Genomic DNA, 23217 nt, shown 5'->3' with positions numbered 1-23217 from the left:
GCGTCGTTCATCGGCCGAGGATCAGGCTGGCATTGCTGCCGCCGAATGCAAACGAATTGCTCATGACGTACTGCGTCGCGCCGTTGCGCGGCAGACGGCGCACCTCGCCGACGAGGTCGAGCGGCGGCAGCGCGGGGTCGGGCTCGCCGTCCCAGACGTGGCGCGGCAGCGCGACGTCCTCGCGCGCGAGCGCGAGCCACGCGAAGCCGAGTTCGATCGCGCCGGCCGCGCCGAGCGCGTGGCCCGTCAGCGGCTTGGTGCCGCTCGCGGCCACGCCGTCGCCGAATACCCGCGCCATCAGGCGGGCCTCCATCTCGTCGTTCTTGCGCGTGGCCGTGGCGTGCAGATTCACGTAGGCGATCCGCGACGGCGCGATGCCCGCCTCGGCCAGCGCGCCGCGCAGCGCAAGCTCGCCGCCGACGCCGTCCGGGTCGGGCGCCGAGATGTGGTGCGCGTCGCTCGTCTCGCCGGCGCCGGCCAGCACGACGGCGCCTTCGTCGCGGCTCATCAGGAACACGGCCGCCCCTTCGCCGACGTTGATGCCGGCGCGGTTGCGGCTCATCGGATTGGCGCGCGCCGCGCTCATCGCCTCGAGCGAGGCGAAGCCCTGGAGCGTCAGCTCGCACAGCGAATCGACGCCGCCCGCGAGCACCGCGTCGCAAAGGCCCAGACGCAGCAGCCGGCGCGCCGAGACGAACGCCTTCGCGCTCGAGGTGCAGGCCGTCGACACCGTATAGGCCGGACCGCGCAGGCCGAGCGCGGCGGCCGCGAACGGCGCGACGGAGCCGATCTCCATCTGGCGGTAGTCGAAACCGGCGGGCAGCGCGCCCGTGCGGAAGCATTCGCGCAAGGCCGCCTCGCCCGCGCTCATGCCCGACGTGCTCGTGCCGAGCACGACGCCGATGCGGTGCGCGCCGTAGCGTTCGCGCGCGGCTTCGACGGCCGGCGCGATCTGCGCGAGCGCAGCCAGCAGCAGACGGTTGTTGCGGCAGTCGTAATGGGCGAGCGAGGCCGGCGGCGCGCAGTCGAGCGGCGCCATCACCCGGCCGACGAACGCCTCGCCGGTCGCCGTCGGGACCGGCCCCATGCCGGGGGCTTCGGCGGCGGCGAGCGCCGGTACGATCGACGCGAGGTCGGTGCCGAGCGCGTTGATCATGCCGAGCGCGTGCAGATAGACGGGCGGGCGCGTCATGCGGTGCGCTCCGTTTCGGCCGGCATGCCCATCGGCGCGAGCAACGCCGCCGTCACGATGCCGAGCGTCAGCGTCGCGCCGAAGCTCCGCAGCGCCGGCATCGGGCTCGCGCCGAGCAGGCCGAACGAGAGCGTCGTCGTCGCGGCCGAGAGCAGCACGCCGGTCCAGACGGCGCCGATGTCAGCGTCGCGCCGCAGACAGCCTTCGCGCAGAAACACCGCGTAGTTCGTGCCGACGCCGAGCACGAGCATCAGGGCGAGCCAGTTGAAGAGATTGAGCGGCACGCCGGCATAGCCGAACGCCGCCAGCGCGACGCCGATCGCGAGCAGCACGGGCAGGATGACCGGAAGCGCACCTCGCCATCCGTAGCGCCGGGCCAGCAAACCGAACACGAGCGCGAGCACGCCGGCCAGCCAGCGCCCGCTCTCGACGCGATACCGGCCGAACAGACGCGACACGCTGCCGGCCTGATCGACGAACCGCACGCCGGGCGAACCGCGCGCGAGGCCGGCCAGCGCCGGCAATGCGCCCGCGCCGATGCGCTGCGGCATCACCACGGCGGCATAGCCGTTTTGCGCGCCGGCCGGCGCGCCGAGCCAGAGGTGCCGAAACGGCCCCGACCACGGCGTCGCGAGCCAGGCGTCGAGCGTCAGCACGGCACGATGCGGGTCCGCGAACGCGGCCAGCCAGGCGTTAGCCACGTCGTCGCGAAAGCCGCTGCGAACGAGCAGCGCGCGCAACGCGCCGCGATCGGCGAACACGGTGCGCGCCAGCAGCGCGCGGTCGGCGGCCTGCCGCGCGGCCGACGGCACGAACGACGTCACCGACTGCCAGCCGCCGAGCCTGCCCGCGCCGACGAGGGCGTCGAGCTTCGCGCCGAGCGCTTCCGCGCGTTCGAGCACGCGTTCGGGCGTGGCGCCGCGCACGACGAAGAACTGCCCGCTGTCGTCGACGCCGATGGTCGAGCGCACGGTCGCTTCCTGCGCCGCCAGCGACGCGTCGCGCTGGATCAGCAGATGCACGTCGTCGTCGCTCGCGAGCCGCAGCCAGCCCGGCGCGGCGAGCGCGACGACGACGGCGGCCAGCAGTACGGCCCGGCGTCCGCGCAACGCCGCGCGCCATCGCGCGAGCCCCGCCGCCGCGCGCGCGAACAGTTGCCGGGGCTGGCGCTTCGGCGCGCGCGTCAGCAACGCTGGCAAGAGCGAGAGCACCGAGGCGAACGCCGCGACGATCCCGACCATGGCGAAGCACGCGATCTGCCTGAGCGCCGGAAACGGCACCGCCATCAGCACCGCGTAGCCGAGCAGGCTCGTGAGCAGCGCGACCGTGAGCGCCGGCCGCACTTCGCGCGCGCCTTGCCACGGCTGCCAGCGCTCGTCGTGCCCGAGATAGACGACGAAATACTGGATCGAATAGTCGACGGCCTCGCCGATCAGGCTCGCGCCGAACACCAGCGTCAGCAGATGCAGTTGGCCGAACACGAACAGCGTGGCCGCGAACGCGCAGAGCACGCCGAGCGCGGTCGAAACGAAGCCGAGCGCGATGAGCCACGGCGAGCGGAACACCCACAGCATCAGCAGTGCAATGCCGCACGCGGAGACGATGCCGATCAGGTGCATCTCGCGCTCGGACGTGCGCCGCGCTGCTTCGGCATAGAACACGGCGCCCGTTCTCGCCAGCGTGGCTCGCGGCGAAACCTGGGCCAGCGCCGTTTCGCCCCGGGCGAGCGCCGCGTCGATGGCGCGCTGGACCTTCGTGTCGTAGGCCGAGCCCGGCAGCGTCGCCAGCACGAGCACGCTCGTCGTCGCGCCGCGATGCGCGACGAGCAGGCCGTCCTCGATCTGCAACGCCGACGTCGCGAGCGGCAGGCCGGCGAGCCAGTGCGCGAGCCAGCCGAATGGATCGTCGCCGAGTCCGGTCGCGAGCGGCCCATAAAGCGGACTGTAGAGCCGCTGCATCAGCGCCGCGCGCCAGGCGTCAGGACCGGCCGCGAGCGCCGCGCGGTCCGCCGCCGTGAGCAGGCCGAACCGGTAAGGCAGATAAAACGACACGATCCGCGCAACGTCGAACGGCGGCAGCGCCGCCGTCACCGAGCGGAACGCGCCGCTTGCCGCCAGCGCCGCGCCGAAGCGTTTCGCGGCGGCCTTCGTGCGCGCGTCGTCGCTGCCCGTGACGACGAACACCGCGCGCTCGTCGAGCGCGGACGCGAGCAGGCCGGTCGCCTTCGCGGCGACGGGATCGGTTTCCGTCGCCGGCAGCAGCGCGAGCAGATTGGTCTGCAACGGCGAGCCGTGCGCGAAACGCCACGCGCAATAGCCGCCCGCGACGAGCGCGAGCAACAGCCACGCGAGGCCGATGCGCCAGGCGTGCCGCGTCGCCGGCCGTTTGCCCGCGTGCGTCATGGCGACTCCAGCAGCGCGCGCTCGGCCGGCGTCGGCGCGTCGATGGGCACGACGTTCGAGAAATCGATCCGCAGCGTGTCGCCGCGCGCGAGCGCGATGCGCAGCGTCGTCAGAGCGTCGCCGCCGTCCATTTCCATGCTGACGATGGACTGGGCCAGTTGCGGCTGGTTCGGCACGAGCGTCATGTGCCACCGTGCCGGCGTGCCTTCCGCACGCACCGTGAACTGCGAATAGAGCGCGGACAGGTCGCCGCCGAGCATCGCGCGCATCATCCGCGACACCTCGGCGACGCCGCGCGCGCCGCCGGAGCTTGCGCCCGGCACGCGCCGGCCGTCCGGGCCGACGGCCGCCTCGCCCGTGTCGGTGACGACCCAGGCGGTCCGGTAAGGCGCGTCGATGCGCCAGATCGCGCCCGACGCGCGCACGAACACGAGCGAGCCGCGGCTCACGAGCGGCTGCCTGAGCGCCGCCGAGGTCTGGGTCTGGACGAACTGCGCGCGAATGCCGTTCGCCCGGGCGAGACGCGCGGCGATCTGCGCGACGAGCGACGCGTCCGCCGTCGCGCTGCGCGAGGCCGACGACGGGACTGACGGCGCGGCAGGGACAGCCGGCGCGACGAGCGCCATCGCGACGCCAGGCACGGCGACGAGCGCAATGAACGACGCGGCCCGGCCGCGACTTTTCGCGCTCAACGCCGCCATACGCGCTCCAGTTTTTCGGCGACGACGGGCGGCGACACGTATTGCAGTTCGTGCGTGTCGGCGTCCACGGCCACCTGGATCGTGTACCCCTTCGTCAGGCGCTCGCCCGATGCGAAATCGACGATCTCGTAGCCGATCTTGAGGCGGTTCTCGTACTCGAGCAGTTGCGCGCGCACGTCGAGGCGCTGGCCGTAGACAGCCGGGCGCACGTACTTGAGATGCGCCTCGACGACGGGCCACAGATAACCCGAGGCCCGCATCTCGCGGTAGTCGTAGTCGAACGCGCGCAGCAGCGCCGCGCGGCCCGCCTCGAAATACTTGAGGTAATGGCCGTGCCAGCAGACGTTCATCGCGTCGACGTCGTGGAACGGCACTTCGACGGACGCGCTCGCCGTCAGCAGACGGTCCGGTTCAGTCATGGCGGAACGCTCCGTCGTCGTCGTCCGAACGTCCGGCGATGCGCGCCGTCAGCGCGCGCAGCTCCGCTTCGAGCGCGCGATCCTCGTCGACGAACGGCGACTGCGCGCTCACGCTGTCGGCGAACGCGCGCAGCGCGGGCGGCACCGTCGTGCCGGCGTCCAGACGCTGCCGCAGACGCAGCGCCTGCACGGCCGCGAGCGTGTGCGCGGCCGCGACCTGCTCCGTCAATTCGAGCACCCGCAGGCAATCGCGCGCCGCGATCGTGCCCATGCTGACCTTGTCCTGGTTGTGCGCCTCGGTCGAGCGCGAGAACACGCTCGCCGGCATCGTCAGCTTGAGCGCTTCGGCCGTCCACGCGGACGACGAAATCTGCACGGCCTTGAAGCCGTGGTTGATCGGCGCGCGTTCGGGCGTCGCGCCGGTCAGGTTGCGCGGCAGACCGTTGTTGAACTTGTCGTCGACGAGCAGCGCGAGCTGGCGGTCCATCAGGTCGGCCAGATTCGCGACGGCCGTCTTCAGCGCGTCCATCGCGAACGCGATGTGGCCGCCGTAGAAGTTGCCGCCGTGCAGGACGCGCTCGCCGTCGGGATCGACGAGCGGATTGTCGTTCGCGCTGTTGAGCTCGTTCTCGACGTCGCGCCGTATCCATGAGAGTGCGTCGCACGCGACGCCGATCACGTGCGGTGCGCAGCGGATCGAGTAGCGGTCCTGCAGGCGGTGCCCCGGCGTGTCGTCGCGGCCGGCCAGGTCGGCGCGAATCCAGGCCGCCGCCTCGGCCTGCCCCGCGTGCGGCTTCGCCTCGAACAGGAACGCGTCGAAATGCGCGGCGCGGCCGTCGAGCGCCACCGTCGAGAGCGACGTGAGGCGCGCGGCCAGCCGCGCGAGGCGCTGCGCGCGCTCGAACGCGAGACAGGCGAGGCCGGTCATGACGGCCGTGCCGTTCATTAGCGCGAGGCCCTCCTTCGGCGCCAGCACGAGCGGCGCGATGCCGAGCGCGCGCCAGACGCCGTCGGCCGGGCGCAGATGCCCGTCGAAGCGGACTTCGCGCTCGCCGACGAGCGCCGCCGCCACGTACGAGAGCGGCGTCAGGTCGCCGCTCGCGCCGACCGAGCCTTCGGCCGGAATGCGCGGCAGCACGCGATGATTGATCAGGTCGGCGAGCCGTTCGAGCAGCACGAAACGCACGCCCGAACAGCCGTAGGCCAGCGAGTTCAGACGCGCCGCCACGACGGCGAGCACGGCCTCGTCGTCGAGATGCTCGCCCATCCCGCAGCCGTGATAGCGCGTCAGTTGCAGCGGCAGCGCCTCGACGAGCGACATCGGCACGTCGACGACGCAGGCGTCGCCGTACCCCGTGTTGACGCCGTACACGGTCGCGCCCGACGCGAGATGGCGGCGTAAAAACGCGGCGCCGCGCTCGATGCGATCGCGCCACGCCGCGTCGTCGCTCAGCTCGACCGCGGCGCCGCGCCGCGCGATCGCGACGACGTCCTCGATGGAAAGACGCCGGCCGCCGATCGCGACCGCGCCGGCGTCCGGATTACGAGGCCCGCTCATTCGCGCCCCCTTCGGGCTGCGCCCAGAAATCGAAGAAATTGAACCATTGGTAGGGCGCCTTGCGGCAGTAATGTTCGAGTCGCGCGGCGTAGCGCTGCGCCCATTGCGCGACGTGCCGCTCGCGCTCGCGGCGGGGCAGCGCGATGCGCTCGGCGAACGGCTCGAAATAGAGGCGATGGCCGTCGCGCTCCTTCAGGCAGAAAAACAGGTAGACGGGGCAGCCGAGCGCATGGGCCAGCACGTAAGGCCCTTGCGCGAGACGCGCGGGCGCGCCGAGAAACTCGACGTCGACCGTGCCGCCGGCGGCGCGCACGGGCACGCGGTCGCCGACGATCACGAGCAATTCGCCCGCGTCGATGCGCTGCTGCATGAGCATCGAAGTCTGCGGGCCGAAGTCGCGCACCTCCATCAGATGACGCGAGAAATCCTCGTGGGCCGCCACGAGCATGCCGTTGAAGCGGCGCGCGTGCTCAGTGTGGACGACGGCCGTCACGTTCGCGCGCGCGCCGCGTGCCGCGAGCGCGCGGGTCATCTCGAGGTTGCCGAGGTGCGAGCCGATCACGAGCGCGCCGCGGCCGCTCGCGACGAGCGCGTCGAAGGCCGAAGCATCGTCGAAATACGCCTCGTGCGCGCCGATGCGGCCGAGCCAGGCCGCGAGCTTGTCGAGGCCCGCCTGCGCGAACGCCAGCATGTGCCGGTAGCCGGAGCGCCAGCCCGGCGCCGGCGTGCTCTCGCCGCGCGCCGCGACGGCGGCCAGCCGCGCGAAATAGGCGCGCGAGGCCTCGCGCGCCGTGCGCCCCGTCACGAGGAAATAGGCGACGACGGGATGCAGCCACCACCCCGTCACGCGCAGGCCGAGCGTGCGGCAGCTAAACGCGAGCAGCGCGAGGCCGAGCCGGCTGCCGCGCTCCGCGTGGCGCCACCAGCGCGTGCCATCGGCGGCGGCCGGCGCTGCGCGCGGTCGCGCGCGACGCGCGAGCAAGAGCGGCAGACGGACCAGCATGCCGGCCACGAGACGCGCATGGCTACGGCTGATGCGCAGGTTGTCCCACAGCACGTCGAAGTGGGACAGACCGTCTTCCGCGTAGGTCACGCGCGTCGGAATCGAGTGGAACGCGAGACCGCGCCAGTGGAGCCGCACGAGAATCTCGATGTCGAAATCCATGCGGGTCGGCAACGCGACGCGGTCGATCAGCGCGCAGGCCGCGTCGAGCGGATAGAGACGGAAACCGCACATCGAATCGCGGATCGTCAGCGAGAGCGTTTCGATCCAGACCCAGACGTGCGTCAGATAACGCCCGTAGAGCCGCGCCTTCGGCACGCTCCCGTCGTAGACGGGCCGGCCGAGAATCACCGCGCCGGGGCACTGCCGCGCGGCCTCGACGAAGCGCGGCACGTCGTCGGCGTCGTGCTGGCCGTCGGCGTCGATCTGCAGCGCGTGCGTATGGCCGGCGGCGCGCGCCGCGCGCAGGCCGGCCATCACGGCCGCGCCCTTGCCGCCGTTGACGGGCAGGCGCAACAGCGTGAGCCGCCCCGCGTAGCGCGCGGCGAGGTCCCCGAGCACGGCGCACGTGGCCTCGTCGCTGCCGTCGTCGACGACGACGAACGGCAGGCCGTGCGGCGCGAGACGCGCGAGCGTCGTGCCAATCTCGTCCTTGTGGTTGTATATCGGAATCACGATGCAGGGCCGCAGGTTCATGCGCCGCCCCGATAGACGAACACGCCCGAGGCGCAGTCGCGCCCGCGCAGGCGGTACGAAAACTGCACGCGCCCGCGCGCGGCGTCGTGCGCGAGCGTAAGGTCGAGCAGTGCGCCCGGCGGCACGGGCGCCATGAACTTGAGCCGGTCGATCGAGACGCAGGTTCGGACCTCGGGCGTCTCGTCGGCCGCGAGCCGCATCGCCCAGTCGATCTGCACGACGCCGGGCAGGATCGCGAGTCCCGGGAAGTGGCCTGCGAAATGCGCGAGCGTCGCCGGCACGCGCAGCGCGTAGTGCGTCTTGCCGCCGTGCCTCGCCTCGGCCAGCAGCTCGAACCCTTCTTCGCGCGCGGCGAACGCCGCCGCCACGGCCGCGGCCGGCAGCTTGCCGCGCGCGTCGAACGGCAGCGCCGCGCGGAACCGCCAGCGGCGCGGCAGCACGACCGCGTCGAAGCGTTCGGCCAGGTGGCGGTGCAAAACCTTCGTCACCGCCACGCGGCCGTCGGCGAGCAGCGCGCCCGCGCCCGCCTCCGTCGGTACGACGAGCGCGCCGAGCCGCTCGCGCGACGCGCCTTCGAGCAGCGTCACGGCGGCCTTCGCCACGTAGGGATGCTGCGCGAGCCGCATTTCGAGTTCGGCCAGCGAGACGCGCTTGCCGCCGAGCTTGCGCACGCGGTCGAGACGGCCGCGCAGCCGAAAGCGGCCGTCCGCGTCGAAAGCGACGGCGTCGTCGGTGCGATGCCAGCGCGCGTGGCCGAGATGGGGCGAGCGGACTTCGAGCGCTTCGTCATCCATACGAACGTCGATGCCCGGCATCGGTTGCCAGGCGTCGGTCAGGTCGCGGCGCCGCCAGGCGATGCCGCCGGTTTCCGTGCTGCCGTAAATTTCGAGCGGCGCCGCGCCGAACGTCTGCGCGTAGCGGGCCGCCGTCGTCTCGTCGAGCGGGCCGCCCGACGAAAAGAACGCGCGCGGCGCCGGAGCGAGCGACGCGAACCCGGGCAGGTCGGGCCAGCGCGAAAGCTGCGCGGGCGTCGAGACGACGAGCGCGGCGCCGTGCCGGGCAAGCCGCTCGCCGAGCCGCTGCGGCTCGATGCCGTTCGCGCGGTCGAAGGGCCGGCCGGCCGCGAGCGGCCAGAGCAGGCGGAACAGCAGGCCGTAGATGTGGTGATGCGGCACGGCCGACACGTGCGTCGCTCCGGCGGCAAGCGCGCCCCACTGGGCCTCGAGCGTATGGACCTCGGCGTCGAGCTGCGCGAGCGTCTTGTGAATCGCCTTGGGCGTGCCGCTGCTGCCCGACGTGAACAGCGTCAGCGACGCCTCGGGCTCGATCGGTCGGCCGGCCCGCATTGCATGCGAGGCGTGCGAGGCCGGCACGGCATCGAAGGCGCGCAGGTCGGCGTCCGCAAGCACGGCGTCGTAGGCGAACGCCAGCTCGGCGAGGCAAGCCGGCGTCGCGTTCGGCGGCACGACGGGCGCCTTTGCGACGGCCCACAGCGCGAACAGCGCGCAGGCAAAGTCGAACGGATCTTCGATGCAGAGCGCGTAGCGCTGCTCCGGCCGCGCCGCGAGCGCCTCGCCGACGGCGAGCACGCGCGCGCGGAAAACGGCGAAGTCGATCGACGCGGCGCCGTCGATGCAGACCGCGGTTTCGGGCGGCCGGCCCGATGCCAGCAGGTCCGGCAACGCGATCATGCCGCCTCCGAGCGCGCCGCCTTCGGCAGCACGACGAGATACCGCCACGCCAGCTCGCCGAGCAGCAGCGCGCCGATGAGGCCGTAGGCGATCGCGCCGTTGTAGAGCGACCAGGCGCCGCGCGACCAGCGCAGCGCCGTATAGACGGAAAACGTGCCGTTCAGCGCGAAGAAGCCGCACCAGATTTGCGTCACGCAGCGCATGTGGCGCACCGCGTGCGGCCCCGGCGACGACTCGCGCAGCCGCGCGAAGCGCTCGATCATCGACGGCCCGCGCACGAGCGTCGCGCCGAACGCGACGAGCAGGCCGGCGTTGATGAGGGACGGGTAAAGCCGCAGCAGCAGCGCGCTGTTCGTGACGACGATCGCCGCCGAAGCGACGCTCAGCAGGGCCGCGACGCCCCAGTCGAGTCGGCTCAGTTGCCGCAGCGAATCCGCGACGACGCCCGAGCCGAAGCGCCGCTGCAACCAGAGGAGAACGAGCAGCAACGCGCCCGTGTAGCGCGGCGCGCCCCAGTGCCAGGCGCCGAGGATCAGGAGCGGATAGGCGAGCTTGAGCGCGGGCCCGGCCCACCGCCGTATGCCGCTCGCCTCGCGCAACGGCCGCATGCGAGTCAGCCCTGTTCCGCGAGCAGCGATTCGACTGCGCCGACGACGTCGCCGACCGTGCGCACCGACTTGAATTCCTCGGGCTTGATGCGCCGCCCCGTCATCTCCTGCAGCTTGATCGCGAGGTCGACGGCGTCGATGCTGTCGAGGTCGAGATCCTCAAACAGGTTGGCCTCGGGCGTGACCCGCGCGGGCTCGATGGCGAAGTTTTCGTGAAAGATGGCCCGGATGCGCTCAAGAATCTCTACGTCGGTCACGGTTCATTCCTTTTCGTTCGTCATGTCGGTATCCGCGCTGGCCGTCTCCCGCCGGGCCGCGACGAAGGCCGCGAGCGTGGCGACGCTGCGGAAATGCTCGCGCGTGTTCTCGTCGTTCGCCGCGATGACGAGCCCGTAGCGCCGGCGCAGCACGATGCCGATTTCGAGCGCGTCGATCGAGTCGAGGCCGATGCCGTCGGTGCCGAACAGCGGCGCGTCGTCGTCGATGTCCTCGGGCGCGAGGTCCTCCAGATCGAGCGACTCGATCAGGCAACGCTTAATTTCCAGTTTTAAAGAATCCATGGTCGAACAGGTGGCGGATCATGTGGGCTTCGATGGCGTTCGTCACGGTGCGGGCGGCCAGCGCGGGCGCGGCCTCGCGCGCGGCGAGCCGCGCGACGCCGATCGGCTCCAGCACCTTGACCCGCATGCGGAATGCCCGCGGCGGCACGTGGTACCAGCGCCGCTGCCGCGTGAAGACGGGCGGGTCGCAATCCATCAGGACCGGCAGGATCGTCGCGTCGGCCTTCAGCGCCATGTGCGCGAAGCCGCGCGAGAACGCGTGCAGCCGGTTCGGCTCCGGGCTGCGCGTGCCTTCCGGAAAGACGATGACGGTATAGCCGCTTTCGAGCCGCCGCGAACCGGCTTCGACGAGTTCGAGCGGATCGGCGTTGCTCACGTACCGGGCCGCGCGCACGATGCCCCAGAAGCACGGGTTGCGCCAGTGCGTGCTTTTCACGACGCAGCACGCCGACGGCGTCAGCGCGAGCAGCACCATGACGTCGAGATAGGTGGGATGGTTCGCGACGACGATGGCCGGCCGCCGCTCGCGCAGCGCGGCCACGCCGCTCGTCTCGAGCGTCATGACGCCGATGGTCTGAAGAATCGCCACGAGCACCCGGAAGAATCCGTGGATGAGCGCCGTGACGGCGCGGCAGCGCGAGGCCTCGTGCGGCCAGCACAGCGCGAACGGAAACACGAACACCGAAAACAGCACGCCGCAAAGGCCGAACGCGGCAAAGCTCAGGCCCGTGGCCACGAAGCGCCAGCCGTAATCAAGCCGCGTCATGCCAGCTCCATTGCCAGACGCCGAGCGCCGAGCGCCAGGCGGACGGCGCGCGCGTGGCGAGGCAGTTCAGCACGGCGGCGCGCTGCGAGGCGAACGTCGCGAACCCGGCCGGCGTCTGCACGCCGCCGGCCGCGCCGACTCCATCGGCTGCATCAACCGCCCCGGTCACGGCGCATTCGAGCGTTCCCGCGGCGCCGCGGGCGCCGATCAGCAGCGCGAGCGCGCCGGGCGCCGCGTCGTCGTCGACCGCGCCGTGCGTCGCCCCGGCGGGTTCGTCCGCATAGACGAGCAATACCGGCGAAGCGCCGTCTTCCTCGTGCTGGGCAAAGGCTTCGAGCAATCCGTAACCGAGTGTTTCGCTACCGGCTGAAAGCGCCTGGGCGCCCGATCTGTCCGCGCGTGCAATACTGAAGATGCCCGACATTGCATTAAGTACCGAAAGACTGAACGCAGTCGGCGAAACAGGTTCGCCTTTATCCATTGCACGGAGAATATCGGTCGTGCGCTTCAATTCGCCGTGACGCGATGCGAATACGAGACGCGTCTCCTGGTGCTTATCGGCGCAGTCGTGCGCAACCTTTAGCGCGATTTTCGATAACGCGCTTAATCGGCGGCGAACCATCGGTTCGATAAAGCCGAGATCCGGCGCAATAGTCGTGCCGTCCGGCCAGGACGACCACCGCGCGACCGGAACGGTCCAGTGCAGGTCGGGCATACGATATCGGCCAGAACGCGGCGATCATGCCGACGCGGCCGCCCTCCCCCTGTTCCGGACAGCCTCCGTCATAATTTTCGCCCGCCTCAAATGATCTATCTCTATTAATAAAAACCGGCGAAATAAGACTCAATCCGCTTCCGGCGATTCTGGGATTCCGGCATTGGGACGCCCGCATTGCCCGACGCACGAGCTTCCTCCCTTCGATAAGCTGGTAATCATACAGAACCTCCGGGCCAAAATCACCCCGAAATTTCCGGTTTTCCCGCGATTCAAAAATACGATTTTCGATTACGCCGCCCGGGCAAACGTTTCCGTAAAACCGCACGGGTTCGAGGCCGCCGATATGGGCGGATCGACGCGAATTACATCGCCTCGGCGACGTCGGTATTTCCGGAAACGCACGACGAAGGCTGGCGAATGAACGCAACGCCCGCATTCAATGAAATCGGCAGTAATGACTGTAATCTCCGCTGAAACCCGGGCCCCGGCGATCTCTCCTACACTGGGCTCGCCTCTGTAGTCCACGAGGACTTCATGTTGTATATCCCCTACTCGGCCCACCCGTACGCGTGGGCCATTTTTTTGCCCGACCTGTCTTGCCGGACCTGGGGCGGGCCTACTGCCCGGCCGTCTGCCCCGTCGGCAGCATCAGATAGGTATGGGCGACCTGGTTGCCGAGCTCGTAGACGCGCGCGAGGAATTGCGTGAGGAACGTGTGCATGCCGATGCCGAAAATCTGCCGGAGATCGGAGTAGAGCAGCTCGGCGCGCAGCTTGCCCGCCGTGCGCTCCACCTCGCGCGAGGCCGGCGTGCGCAGCATCGCGAGATTGGTGCAGACGCCGTCTATGGACGCGAGCAGCGAACGCGGCATCTGCTGGTTCAGGATCAGCAGTTCGACCACGCGCGCCGGCGTCACGACGTCCCGGTAGACCCGACGGTAGATTTCGAGCGCCGAGACCGAACTCAGGATCGACGTCCAGTAGTAGAAGTCTTCCAGTTGCCGCGCGGCCGAGCGCGAATCGGCCCGCGCCTCGACCTCGACGAAACGCACGTCGAGAATCCGCGCGGTGTTGTCGGCGCGTTCGAGAAACGTGCCGAGCTGCGTGAAGAAGAGCGCGTCGTCCTGGAGCGCCGTGCCGAGCGTCACGCCGCGCGACAGATGCGAGCGGAACTTGACCCATTCGAACAGCGTGTCGGGATGCGTCTGCAGCTCGTCGCCGCGCAGCCGCTCGATGAACTGGAGCCACGTGTCGTTGATCGTCTCCCACCACTCGGTCGTAAGCGTGCCGCGCACCGCGCGCGCGTTCTCGCGGGCCGCGTGCAGACACGAGTAGATGCTCGACAGATTGGCCGGGTCCGCGACGAGGAAATGCAGGACGTTCCGGCGCGACATCTCTTCGTGGCGCGCGTCGAACGCGGGCTCGAGCTCGGAGATGCGCAGTATCGCGCGGTGCGCGCGCGTCTCGCTGTCGGCACTGCCCGGCAGCAGCAGCGCCTTCAGATTGATGTCGAGCATGCGGGCGGTGTTCTCCGCGCGCTCCATGTAACGGGCCATCCAGAACAGATGGTCGGCAGTGCGACTCAGCATGGTCGATCCTCTTGTCCCGTCGCTGCCCGGACGGCGATCCGACGCTCAAGGCTCCCGGCAACGAGAAAAAGCAACGGCCATGCCATCATACAACGGAGAAATTAGCCTGGGACGGCGCGGCGCGCGCCTCGACAGAGTGCGGCGAACGGGGCGGCGCGGCTCAAGCGGCGGCCCAGTCAGCTCTGGCGGCCCAATCAACCCAATCAAACCAGGCAGCCTAAAATCGGCCCGGGCGGCGAGCCCAATCCGTTCGAAGCGCGGCGGCTAGATTGGCCCCGTCGCGCCGAGCCCCGTGCGCTGCTGCGTGCCCCATTTGCGCCGGCCCAGCAGAAAATGCAGCCAGCCCAGCGCAGCGCCGCCGTGGCGCATCAACTGGAACGAGAAGGGCTCGAAGACGGCCGCGAGCAGCGCCATGCCGAAGCTCGAGCTCGTGCGGTCGCCGCTCCAGCGCCGGTACAGATGGACCGACCACAGGTGGAACGCCAGATCGACGACGATCTTGCCGACGATCACGCCGAGCACCGGCACGACGATCGTGAACCGGCCGCCGAACAGGAAACCGAGCAGCAGCCCGAACGCGGTGAGCCCGTAGATGGGCTGCACCGTGTCGAACGCCTTGACGGGCAGCATCAGCAGGCCGAGTGTGCCGTAGCGGCGGTTGCCCGTCATGTCGCGATACCAGTATTGCGTCTGCAAAAAACCCGCGAACCAGCGCCGCCGCTGCCGCAGAAAGCTTTTCAGCGTGCCGGGCGCGTCGGTTCGCGCGCGCGCCGCGCCGATCACGCGCACGTCCCATCCGAGCCGCTCGAGCGCCGAATGGCGGCGCAGCCGGTGGATCAGCTCGTAGTCCTCGACGAGGCAATCCGGATCGAAGCCGCCGACCGCCAGCACGGCGTCGCGCCGAAAGCAGGCGAACGCGCCCGAGACGAGCAGCAGGCTGTCCGCGCGCATCCACGCGAAACGCGAGATGAAGTTGCGGATGTACTCGTAGGTCTGGAACCACTCGAAGAAGCGGCCGCTCAGGCTGCGGCCGCAGACCGGCGTCAGCAGACCGGCCGCCGCGACGAGCGCGGGTTCGCGGCCGAACGAGTCGATCATCGCGGCGCAGGCGTCCGGCTCCAGCAGCGTGTCGGCGTCGACGGTCATCACCGCGTCGGTCCGCACGGCCAGCAACGCCGCGTTCAGCGCGCGCGCCTTGCCGCCGTGCGGCAGGCGCAGCCAGCGCAGGTTCGGATGGCGCGGCGAGGGCGCGCTCAACTGGCCCTCGCCGGGGTCCGCGAGGCCGAAGCGGCGGGTCAGCAGTTCGGCCGTGCCGTCGGTCGAGCCGTCGTCGGCGATCACGATCTGCCGCGGCACGCGCGTCTGCGCAAAAAGCGCGTCGAGCGTCGCGGGCAGCACCCCGGCCTCGTCGTAGGCGGCGACGATCACGCCGAGCGTCGGCGTCCCGCTGCCGGAAGCGACCGGTGCACCGGACGGCGGCCGCATCAGCACGCGTGCGTTCCAGGCGACGAACAGCAACAGCAGCGTGTCGTAGACCACGTAGGCGATGCCCGTCGACCAGGCCACGACGCCCTGCAGGAAAAACGCGCGGGCGAACAGGACGAACCAGAGGACGATCACGCCCAGGTGGATCGCGATGCTCGCCACGGGCGTGGGCGGCGGAACGATGCGCGGCGACGTCTTCGCGCGCGCCTGTTCGAGAGAGTTGTCCAAAACGTTCCCGGGAGAGAGCGGGGTAAGCGGCAGGATGAGCGGCGGATCGGACGGCACGGGTCAGGGCATCATCCGCCGCAGCACGGAATGGCGGTCGATCCACTGATGCTTGAGCGCTCCCGCCACGTGCAGCGCGAGCACGCCGTAAAGCGCGTAGCCGCAGGCCGTGTGCAGCGCGCCGAATTGCGTGTGCAACTGGTCCTTGAGCGCGGGATCGAGGTTCATGACGAAGCCGATGCGCGGCCACGGCACGAGCCCGTAGAGATACATCGGGTGGCTCGCCGCGGCGTTCCAGGCGGAATCGTGCAGCCAGCCCGTCAGCGGCAGCGCGAAGATCAGCACGTAGAGCACGACGTGCGCCGCGTGCGCTGCCGCCCGCTCCCAGGCGGCGAACGCGGCCGGCAGCGGCGGCGGCCGGTGGGTGAGCCGCCACAGCACGCGCACGATCGCGAGGCCAAGCACGGTGATGCCGATCGACTTGTGTGTATCGACGACGAGGCGGATCTGCGTGTCCGAAAAGAAGTTGTCGGGCAGCAGCGCGGCGCTCAGGCCGAGCGCCACGTTCACGATGATCAGCAGCGCGATGGCCCAATGCAGCGCGACCGCGACGCGCGTGTACCTGTCGCCGGCGGTGACGGGCACATCGACGGCGGCGGCGGGGCTCGCGGAATCGACGGGAACGGAAGGTTTCACGGGTGCATGCTCCGGGTTCAACGGCGTAAACGCTCACGACGCCCATTCATTCCCGGCTCGTACGTCAAATGCATCGGGCGCATCGAGCCGGCTCGTTCGCAGCTCCCGGCTCGCGCCGGCCTGCGCCGGCTTTCGCCGGGATTCCTTTCTTTCTGCTTTCCGGCTGCCGGGTTCATCGCCAGTTCTCCAGCCGGAGCGTCGCGCGCACGAGCTGCCGCTCGTCCTGCTCGATGTCGCGCAGCTCGTCGGCCACGCTGCGGATGTGCTCGCCCGCGAGCTTGCGCGCCTCGACGGGCTGCCGGCCCGTCACCGCCTGGAAGAGCCGCGCGTGCTGGCGGTCGATCGCGCGCTTTTGCGCTTCGCGGTGGTAAAGATTGTTGACCGAAGCGAACACCGAACTGAGCAGCAGGTCGGTCAGCGAGCGCAGCGTGTGGACGAGCACCGCATTGTGCGACGCCTCGCAGATCGCGAGATGAAACGCGTGATCGAGCCGCGCGTGCGTCGTCGCGCTCGCACCGTCGTGGTGCGCGGCCGTCATTTCGCGGTAGCGGTGCGCGATCAGCGCGAAATCGGCCGGCGTGCCGCGTTCCGCCGCGAGTCCCGCCGATTCGGCCTCGAGCATCTCGCGCACTTCGAACAGATCGTAAAGCGTGCGCGGCTGCGAGCCGAGCAGATGCATGAGCGGCGTGAGCGCCTGGTGCGAATTCAGGCCGGCGACGAACGAGCCCTTGCCGTGCGCGGTCTCGATCACGCCCCGCGCGCGCAGCAGCTTGAGCCCCTCGCGCAGCGCCGTGCGCGAAACGCCGAGCCGCTCGGTCAAGCGCCGCTCCGAAGGCAGCGCCTGACCCGCCTTCAGCACGCCGTCCACGACGAGACGCTCGATGCGCTCCGCCACGCCGTCCGCCACCTGGTGCGCGCCAGCCTGTCCGCCGGCCATATCCCGTCTCCCCGCCTGTGCCTGCTCGTGCCGCGTCGTGTTCGTTCGTACTCGCCACTGGTATGACCACGATCAATGTAGCACGGCTGACGACGGCTTCCACCCCCGTAAAAGCCCTGATCCGCGCGAAAACGGTCCCGCCGCCGCGCGCCGCCGATTCCGCAAACTGGTATGACCAGAGAACATTCCAGTCGACAGTCGCGCGGCCCGGCGCAACAATTCGGCCCTGGACGGTCCGCACGCCGAAAAAGGCGCAGCGCGGGCACGGCATGCGAGGAGGAGACATCCCGTGAGCTATCACTACGACGAAAAAATCGACGGCGAGCTCGTCGCGCACGACAAGGCGGCCATCGTCGCCCAGTTGCGCGCGCGGCTGCCGGACCTCGACCTGCTTCACGAGCAGGAAGACCTCAAACCGTTCGAATGCGACGGACTCGCGGCCTACCGCTGCACGCCGATGCTCGTCGCGCTGCCTTCGACGGTCGAACAGGTCGAGGGGCTGCTGAAGTTCGCGCACGCGCACCGCATTCCCGTCGTGGCGCGCGGCGCGGGCACGGGGCTCTCGGGCGGCGCGCTGCCGCTCGAAAAGGGCATCCTGCTCGTGATGGCGCGCTTCAACCGCATTCTCGAACTCGACCCCGAGGCCGGCATCGCGCGCGTGCAGCCCGGCGTGCGCAATCTCGCCATCTCGCAGGCCGCCGCGCCCCACGGCCTTTATTACGCGCCCGATCCGTCCTCGCAGATCGCCTGCTCGATCGGCGGCAACGTGGCCGAGAACGCGGGCGGCGTGCACTGCCTGAAATACGGGCTGACGGTCCACAACATCCTGAAGCTCGAGATCCTGACCATCGAGGGCGAGCGCCTGACGCTCGGCGCCGACGCGCTCGACGCGCCGGGCTTCGACCTGCTCGCGCTGATGACGGGCTCCGAGGGCCTGCTCGGCGTCGTCGTCGAGGTGACGGTAAAGCTGCTGACGAAGCCGCAGACGGCGAAGGTGCTGCTCGCGAGCTTCGACGACGTCGAGAAGGCGGGCCGCGCGGTCGCGCAGATCATCGGCGCGGGCGTGATTCCGGGCGGCCTCGAAATGATGGACAACCTCGCCATTCGCGCGGCCGAGGACTTCATTCACGCGGGCTATCCGGTGGACGCCGAGGCGATCCTGCTCTGCGAGCTCGACGGCGTGGAGAGCGACGTGCGCGAGGACTGCGAGCGCGTCGACGCGCTGCTGCGCGAAGCCGGCGCGACGGACGTGCGCATCGCCGCCGACGAGGCCGAGCGCCAGCGCTTCTGGGCCGGGCGCAAGAACGCGTTCCCGGCCGTGGGCCGCATCTCGCCCGACTACTACTGCATGGACGGCACGATTCCGCGCCGCGAGCTGCCGCGCGTGCTCAACGGCATCGCCGCGCTCTCGGCCGAATACGGCCTGAAGGTCGCCAACGTGTTCCATGCCGGCGACGGCAACATGCACCCGCTGATCCTGTTCGACGCCAACGAGCCCGGCGAGACCGAACGCGCCGAGGCCGTCGGCGCGCGCATCCTGGCGCTCTGCGTGGAGGTGGGCGGCAGCATCACCGGCGAGCACGGCGTGGGCCGCGAGAAGATCAACCAGATGTGCGTGCAGTTCAATAGCGACGAGCTCACGCTGTTCCATGCGCTGAAGGACGCCTTCGATCCGCGGCGGCTGCTCAACCCCGGCAAGAACGTCCCCACGCTGCACCGCTGCGCCGAGTTCGGCGCCATGCACGTGCACCACGGCGCGTTGCCGTTTCCCGAACTGGAGCGCTTCTGATGCAGGCCGATCCGTTCTCGCGCGACGACAGCGCGCGCCTCGTCGCCGAGGTCGAACGCGCACTGCGCGAGCGCCGGCCGCTGCGCATCCGCGGCGGCGACACCAAGGCGTTTCTCGGCCGCCCGGTGGCCGGCGACGAAATCGACACGCGCACGCATCGCGGCGTGGTGTCCTACGACCCGACCGAACTCGTCGTCACCGCGCGCGCCGGCACGCCGCTCGCGGAACTGACCGCGGTGCTCGAGGCGTCCGGGCAGATGCTGCCCTGCGAGCCGCCCGCGTTCGGCGAGGCGGCCACGGTCGGCGGCATGGTGGCGTCGGGGCTCTCCGGGCCGCGCCGCCCCTGGGCCGGCGCCGTGCGCGACTACGTGCTCGGCTGCCGCGTCGTCACGGGGCACGGCAAGCATCTGCGCTTCGGCGGCGAAGTGATGAAGAACGTCGCCGGCTACGACGTGTCGCGACTGCTCGCCGGCAGCCAGGGCTGCCTCGGGCTCATCACCGAAGTCTCGCTGAAGGTGCTGCCGCAGCCGCGCGCGCGGGAGAGCGTCGTGCTCGAACTCGACGCGGCCGAAGCGCTGCGGCGGCTGTCCGCCTGGCGGCGCGCGGCGCTGCCCGTGAGCGGCGCCTGTCACGTCGACGGCCGGCTGCACGTCCGGCTCGAAGGCGGCGCCGGGTCCGTGACGGCGGCGCTCGCCGGGATCGGCGGCGCGCCGCTCGACGCCGCGTTCTGGGACGATCTGCGCGAACACCGCCTTGCCTTCTTCGCCGATCCGCGCCCCCTGTGGCGGCTCTCGGTGCCGGCCACGGCGCCGCTCGCGCCGCTGCCCGGCGACGCGCTCATCGACTGGGCCGGCGCGCAGCGCTGGCTCAAGAGCGAGGCCGATGCCGGCACGATCCGCGCCCTGGCGACGGCCGCGGGCGGCCACGCCACGCGCTTTCGCGCGGCCGCGCAGGCGAGCGGGTCCAACATCACGGATACCGAAATTTTCACGCCGCTCGCCGCGCCCTTGCTCCGGCTGCACCAGCGCGTGAAGCAGCAGCTCGACCCGCAGCACCTTTTCAACCCCGGGCGACTCTACGCCGAACTCTAAAGAGCGAACGACACGATGCAAACGAGGCTCTGCGAATCCGCCCAGGCGCTGCCGCGCGCCGACGAAGCCGAACAGATTCTGCGTGCCTGCGTGCACTGCGGCTTCTGCAACGCCACCTGCCCGACCTACCAGATACTCGGCAACGAGCTCGACGGGCCGCGCGGCCGCATCTACCTCATCAAGCAGATGCTCGAGGGCGCGCCCGTCACGCGCAAGACCCAGGAGCATCTCGACCGCTGCCTGAGCTGCCGCAACTGCGAAACGACCTGCCCGTCGGGCGTCAACTACCACCGGCTGCTCGACATCGGCCGCGCCGAAGTGGAACGGCGCATCGCGCGGCCCGCGTCGGAGCGCCTGCTGCACGCGGGGTTGCGCCACACGATTCCGCATCCGGCCGTGTTCGACGCGCTGCTGCGCGCGGGCCGCCTGCTGCGCCCGATGCTGCCGCGCGCCCTGAAGCACAAGATTCCCGCGCGCCGCGCCCGCGCGGCCGGGGCGCGGCCGATGCCGCGCCATGCGCGGCTCGTGCTGATGCTCGAAGGCTGCGTGCAACCGACCCTGTCGCCGAACACGAACGCCGCCGCCGCACGCGTGCTCGACCGGCTCGGCATCAGCGTCGTGCACGTCGACGGCGCGGGCTGCTGCGGCGCCAACGACTACCACATGAACGCCCAGCCGGCGGGGCTCGACCGCGCGCGCCGCAACATCGACGCGTGGTGGCCCGCCGTCGAGGCCGGCGCCGAGGCCATCGTCATCACGGCGAGCGGCTGCGGCGCGTTCGTCAAGGAGTACGGCCACCTGCTGGGCGACGACCCGGCCTACGCGGAAAAGGCCCGGCGCGTGAGCGAAATCGCGCGCGACCTCGCCGAGGTACTGGCCGGCGAGCCGCTCGAACCGCTCGCGGCGGCGCCGGACACGACGCCGCGCCGCGTCGCCTTTCATTGCCCCTGCACGCTGCAGCACGCGCAGAAGCTCGGCGGCGCAGTCGAGCAGATCCTCCGGCGCGTCGGCTTCGAGCTCACGGCCGTGCCCGATTCGCACCTGTGCTGCGGCTCCGCGGGCACTTATTCCATCACGCAGCCGGAACTCGCGCGCAAACTGCGCGACAATAAGCTCGACGCGCTCGAAAGCGACCGGCCAGAATTGATCGTCACCGCCAACATCGGCTGCCAGACGCATCTGGATTCGGCCGGCCGCACCGAGGTGCGCCACTGGATCGAACTGGTCGAGGCATCCCTGCCCTGACCCGACGCATCGACAACGAACGAGGACATGACCTTGCAGACCAAACCCGTACTGACCGTAGCCGAAACCACCCGCATCATCGAGGCGGCCCGCGCCCACGCCGAGGCCAACCAGTGGGCCGTGACGATCGCCGTGACCGACGACGGCGGCCACCTGCTCAACCTGCTGCGCCTCGACGGCAACGCGCCGATCGGCGTGCAGATCGCCATCGAGAAAGCCCGTACCGCCGCGCTCGGCCGCCGCGAATCGAGGCTGTACGAGGAAATGATCAACGGCGGACGCAACGCGTTCCTCAGCGCGCCGGTGGCGGGCGCGCTCGAAGGCGGCGTGCCGGTCATCGTCGACGGCCAGGTGGTGGGCGCCGTCGGCGTCTCGGGCGTGCGCGCCGATCAGGACGCGGCCACCGCGAAGGCCGGCGCCGAAGCGCTCAAGTAAGTCGTCAGTCGCGAACGCGAGCCCGCTCGGGCTCGCCCCGCCCGTCCTGCGGACGGCCGCGGATCGACGAATCGACATTCGTCGTTCGTCGTTCGTCGTCGCCGCCGGCGGTCCGCGCGGGCCATCTCGCGCAATTCGCAGCGTCCTCCCCTCCCTTCTCCTTTCACCTGCTTTCGAACGGCAAACGTTCGCACGTCCCTCTGTACGCCGTTCAGCGGTCTCGGGCACAATGCCCGGCGACCATGCGCGCCGATATCGAAGCGCGTCCCGCCGCCACCTTACCGGAGACCCCTATCGTGACGAGTCGTCTGCTGTCCCTGCTGCTGGCCGCCTGCTGCGCGGCCCTGCCCGCCTTCGCCCACGCCGGCGAAGCCGACCCGGCCGCCGTTCCGGGCGATGCCGAACTGCACGTGCAAACGGCGGACTTCATCGCCCACGACTTCCACTTCTCGGACGGCACGACGCTGCCGCAAGTGCGCATCCACTACGCGACGCTCGGCACGCTGCATCGCGACGCACAGGGGCGACCCACCAACGCCGTGCTGCTGCTGCACGGCACGACCGGCACCGGCGCCGCGTTCCTCGCGCCGGACATGCGCCGCGAACTGTTCGCGCCGGGCGCGCCGCTCGATGCGCGGCGCTACTTCGTCGTCATGCCCGACGGCCTCGGCCGCGGCGGCTCGACCAAGCCGAGCGACGGGCTGCGTATGCACTTCCCCCATTACGGCTACACGGACGTCGTCGAGGCGAACCACGAACTGCTCGTGGACGGCCTCAAGATCGACCACCTGCGGCTCGTGCTCGGCACCTCGATGGGCGGCATGCAGACGTGGATGTGGGGCGAACGCTATCCGGACATGGCCGACGCGCTGATGCCGATCGCGAGCCAGCCGATTCCGCTCGCGGGCCGCAACTGGCTGTGGCGGCAGATGGTGGTCGGGGCGATCCGCAACGACCCGGGCTGGCAGAACGGCGACTACGCGACCGAGCCGACCCAGTGGACGCGCGTCTGGCCGATCTTCACGATCATCACCAACAATCCGGCGCGCCTGCAAACCGCGGCGCCCGACCGCGCGTCGGCCACGACGCTCTACGACACGCTCGTCGCGGCCGGCGGCAAGGACGACGCCAACGACGTGCTGTACTGGTTCGAATCGTCGTGGGACTACGATCCGGGGCCGCAGCTCGGCCGGATTCGCGCGCCGCTCTTCGCGGTCAACTTCCAGGACGACCTGATCAACGCGGCCGACCTCGGCGTCATGCAGCGCCTCGTCCCGCGGGTGCCGCACGGCCGCTTCGTCGAAGTGCCCGAAGGTCCGCATTCGTACGGCCATCAGACGCTCGCGCATCCCGAGGTCTGGAAAAAGTACCTCGTCCAGTTGCTCGACGGCACGGCGCCGCACGCCGACTGA

Annotated in this window: 22 protein-coding genes; 6 read left to right on the top strand and 16 right to left on the bottom strand. The window is 70.4% G+C overall.

Annotated elements, in window-relative coordinates; translation table 11 throughout:
- Positions 1 to 7: 7 nt before the first annotated feature.
- The 16 genes from CY652_RS01060 to glcC all read right to left on the bottom strand — a co-directional run bounded on the left by CY652_RS01060 (position 8) and on the right by glcC (position 17245).
- Positions 8 to 1192, bottom strand: coding sequence for a beta-ketoacyl-[acyl-carrier-protein] synthase family protein (locus CY652_RS01060; RefSeq protein WP_102128820.1), 1185 nt, complete (start codon positions 1190 to 1192; stop codon positions 8 to 10).
- Positions 1189 to 3594, bottom strand: a complete 2406-nt coding sequence (locus CY652_RS01055; RefSeq protein ID WP_102128819.1) for an MMPL family transporter — start codon at positions 3592 to 3594, stop codon at positions 1189 to 1191. The genes CY652_RS01060 and CY652_RS01055 overlap by 4 nt, the downstream gene beginning before the upstream one ends.
- Complete coding sequence (locus tag CY652_RS01050) at positions 3591 to 4295, bottom strand: LolA family protein (RefSeq protein ID WP_102128818.1); 705 nt, start codon at positions 4293 to 4295, stop codon at positions 3591 to 3593. The genes CY652_RS01055 and CY652_RS01050 overlap by 4 nt, the downstream gene beginning before the upstream one ends.
- Entirely contained in the window at positions 4283 to 4714 is a 432-nt protein-coding gene (locus tag CY652_RS01045; protein ID WP_102128817.1) for an acyl-CoA thioesterase, read from the bottom strand. The genes CY652_RS01050 and CY652_RS01045 overlap by 13 nt, the downstream gene beginning before the upstream one ends.
- Positions 4707 to 6272 carry an HAL/PAL/TAL family ammonia-lyase gene (locus tag CY652_RS01040; protein WP_102128816.1) on the bottom strand — a complete coding sequence of 522 codons (1566 nt, stop codon included), beginning with the start codon at positions 6270 to 6272 and terminating at the stop codon, positions 4707 to 4709. Before CY652_RS01040 ends, CY652_RS01045 begins: the two co-directional genes overlap by 8 nt.
- Positions 6256 to 7971, bottom strand: a complete 1716-nt coding sequence (locus CY652_RS01035; protein ID WP_102128815.1) for a glycosyltransferase family 2 protein — start codon at positions 7969 to 7971, stop codon at positions 6256 to 6258. The genes CY652_RS01040 and CY652_RS01035 overlap by 17 nt, the downstream gene beginning before the upstream one ends.
- Positions 7968 to 9662: an AMP-binding protein gene (locus CY652_RS01030; protein WP_102128814.1), complete on the bottom strand. Its 1695-nt coding sequence runs from the start codon at positions 9660 to 9662 to the stop codon at positions 7968 to 7970. Before CY652_RS01030 ends, CY652_RS01035 begins: the two co-directional genes overlap by 4 nt.
- Complete coding sequence (locus CY652_RS01025; protein WP_102128813.1) at positions 9659 to 10270, bottom strand: hypothetical protein; 612 nt, start codon at positions 10268 to 10270, stop codon at positions 9659 to 9661. The genes CY652_RS01030 and CY652_RS01025 overlap by 4 nt, the downstream gene beginning before the upstream one ends.
- 5 nt (positions 10271 to 10275) lie before the next feature.
- Complete coding sequence (locus CY652_RS01020) at positions 10276 to 10527, bottom strand: acyl carrier protein (RefSeq protein ID WP_102128812.1); 252 nt, start codon at positions 10525 to 10527, stop codon at positions 10276 to 10278.
- Positions 10528 to 10530: 3 nt separating this feature from the next.
- Positions 10531 to 10830 carry a phosphopantetheine-binding protein gene (locus tag CY652_RS01015; RefSeq protein WP_102129009.1) on the bottom strand — a complete coding sequence of 100 codons (300 nt, stop codon included), beginning with the start codon at positions 10828 to 10830 and terminating at the stop codon, positions 10531 to 10533.
- Positions 10805 to 11596 (bottom strand): lysophospholipid acyltransferase family protein, encoded by a 792-nt coding sequence (locus CY652_RS01010; RefSeq protein WP_102128811.1) that lies wholly within the window; start codon positions 11594 to 11596, stop codon positions 10805 to 10807. Before CY652_RS01010 ends, CY652_RS01015 begins: the two co-directional genes overlap by 26 nt.
- Complete coding sequence (locus CY652_RS01005; protein WP_102128810.1) at positions 11583 to 12311, bottom strand: beta-ketoacyl synthase chain length factor; 729 nt, start codon at positions 12309 to 12311, stop codon at positions 11583 to 11585. The genes CY652_RS01010 and CY652_RS01005 overlap by 14 nt, the downstream gene beginning before the upstream one ends.
- A gap of 619 nt (positions 12312 to 12930) precedes the next feature.
- Positions 12931 to 13902 carry an alpha-E domain-containing protein gene (locus CY652_RS01000; RefSeq protein WP_102128809.1) on the bottom strand — a complete coding sequence of 324 codons (972 nt, stop codon included), beginning with the start codon at positions 13900 to 13902 and terminating at the stop codon, positions 12931 to 12933.
- 264 nt (positions 13903 to 14166) lie between these two features.
- A complete protein-coding gene (locus CY652_RS00995) occupies positions 14167 to 15615 on the bottom strand; it encodes a glycosyltransferase family 2 protein (RefSeq protein WP_102128808.1) in 1449 nt (482 codons plus the stop codon).
- Between the two features lie 60 nt (positions 15616 to 15675).
- Complete coding sequence (locus tag CY652_RS00990) at positions 15676 to 16257, bottom strand: cytochrome b (protein ID WP_102128807.1); 582 nt, start codon at positions 16255 to 16257, stop codon at positions 15676 to 15678.
- 223 nt (positions 16258 to 16480) lie between these two features.
- Positions 16481 to 17245, bottom strand: coding sequence for a transcriptional regulator GlcC (gene glcC, locus CY652_RS00985; RefSeq protein WP_102128806.1), 765 nt, complete (start codon positions 17243 to 17245; stop codon positions 16481 to 16483).
- A gap of 62 nt (positions 17246 to 17307) precedes the next feature.
- On the opposite strand from glcC, the gene CY652_RS23720 reads away from it, so the two are divergent.
- The 6 genes from CY652_RS23720 to CY652_RS00960 all read left to right on the top strand — a co-directional run bounded on the left by CY652_RS23720 (position 17308) and on the right by CY652_RS00960 (position 23217).
- Positions 17308 to 17538 (top strand): hypothetical protein, encoded by a 231-nt coding sequence (locus CY652_RS23720; protein ID WP_146009995.1) that lies wholly within the window; start codon positions 17308 to 17310, stop codon positions 17536 to 17538.
- Positions 17535 to 19034 carry a glycolate oxidase subunit GlcD gene (gene glcD, locus CY652_RS00980; RefSeq protein WP_102128805.1) on the top strand — a complete coding sequence of 500 codons (1500 nt, stop codon included), beginning with the start codon at positions 17535 to 17537 and terminating at the stop codon, positions 19032 to 19034. Before CY652_RS23720 ends, glcD begins: the two co-directional genes overlap by 4 nt.
- Positions 19034 to 20125: a glycolate oxidase subunit GlcE gene (gene glcE / locus CY652_RS00975; RefSeq protein ID WP_102128804.1), complete on the top strand. Its 1092-nt coding sequence runs from the start codon at positions 19034 to 19036 to the stop codon at positions 20123 to 20125. The genes glcD and glcE overlap by 1 nt, the downstream gene beginning before the upstream one ends.
- A 15-nt stretch (positions 20126 to 20140) precedes the next feature.
- Positions 20141 to 21370, top strand: a complete 1230-nt coding sequence (gene glcF / locus CY652_RS00970; protein ID WP_102128803.1) for a glycolate oxidase subunit GlcF — start codon at positions 20141 to 20143, stop codon at positions 21368 to 21370.
- A 33-nt stretch (positions 21371 to 21403) separates the two neighbouring features.
- Positions 21404 to 21805 (top strand): heme-binding protein, encoded by a 402-nt coding sequence (locus CY652_RS00965; protein WP_102129008.1) that lies wholly within the window; start codon positions 21404 to 21406, stop codon positions 21803 to 21805.
- Between the two features lie 296 nt (positions 21806 to 22101).
- Positions 22102 to 23217 carry an alpha/beta fold hydrolase gene (locus CY652_RS00960; protein WP_258002132.1) on the top strand — a complete coding sequence of 372 codons (1116 nt, stop codon included), beginning with the start codon at positions 22102 to 22104 and terminating at the stop codon, positions 23215 to 23217.

Origin of the sequence: Burkholderia sp. WAC0059 (genome assembly GCF_002870125.1) — a bacterium.
Classification (GTDB): domain Bacteria; phylum Pseudomonadota; class Gammaproteobacteria; order Burkholderiales; family Burkholderiaceae; genus Paraburkholderia.
Note: the sequence above shows the minus strand (reverse complement) of the source record. Positions and strands in the feature narration are given on the sequence as shown.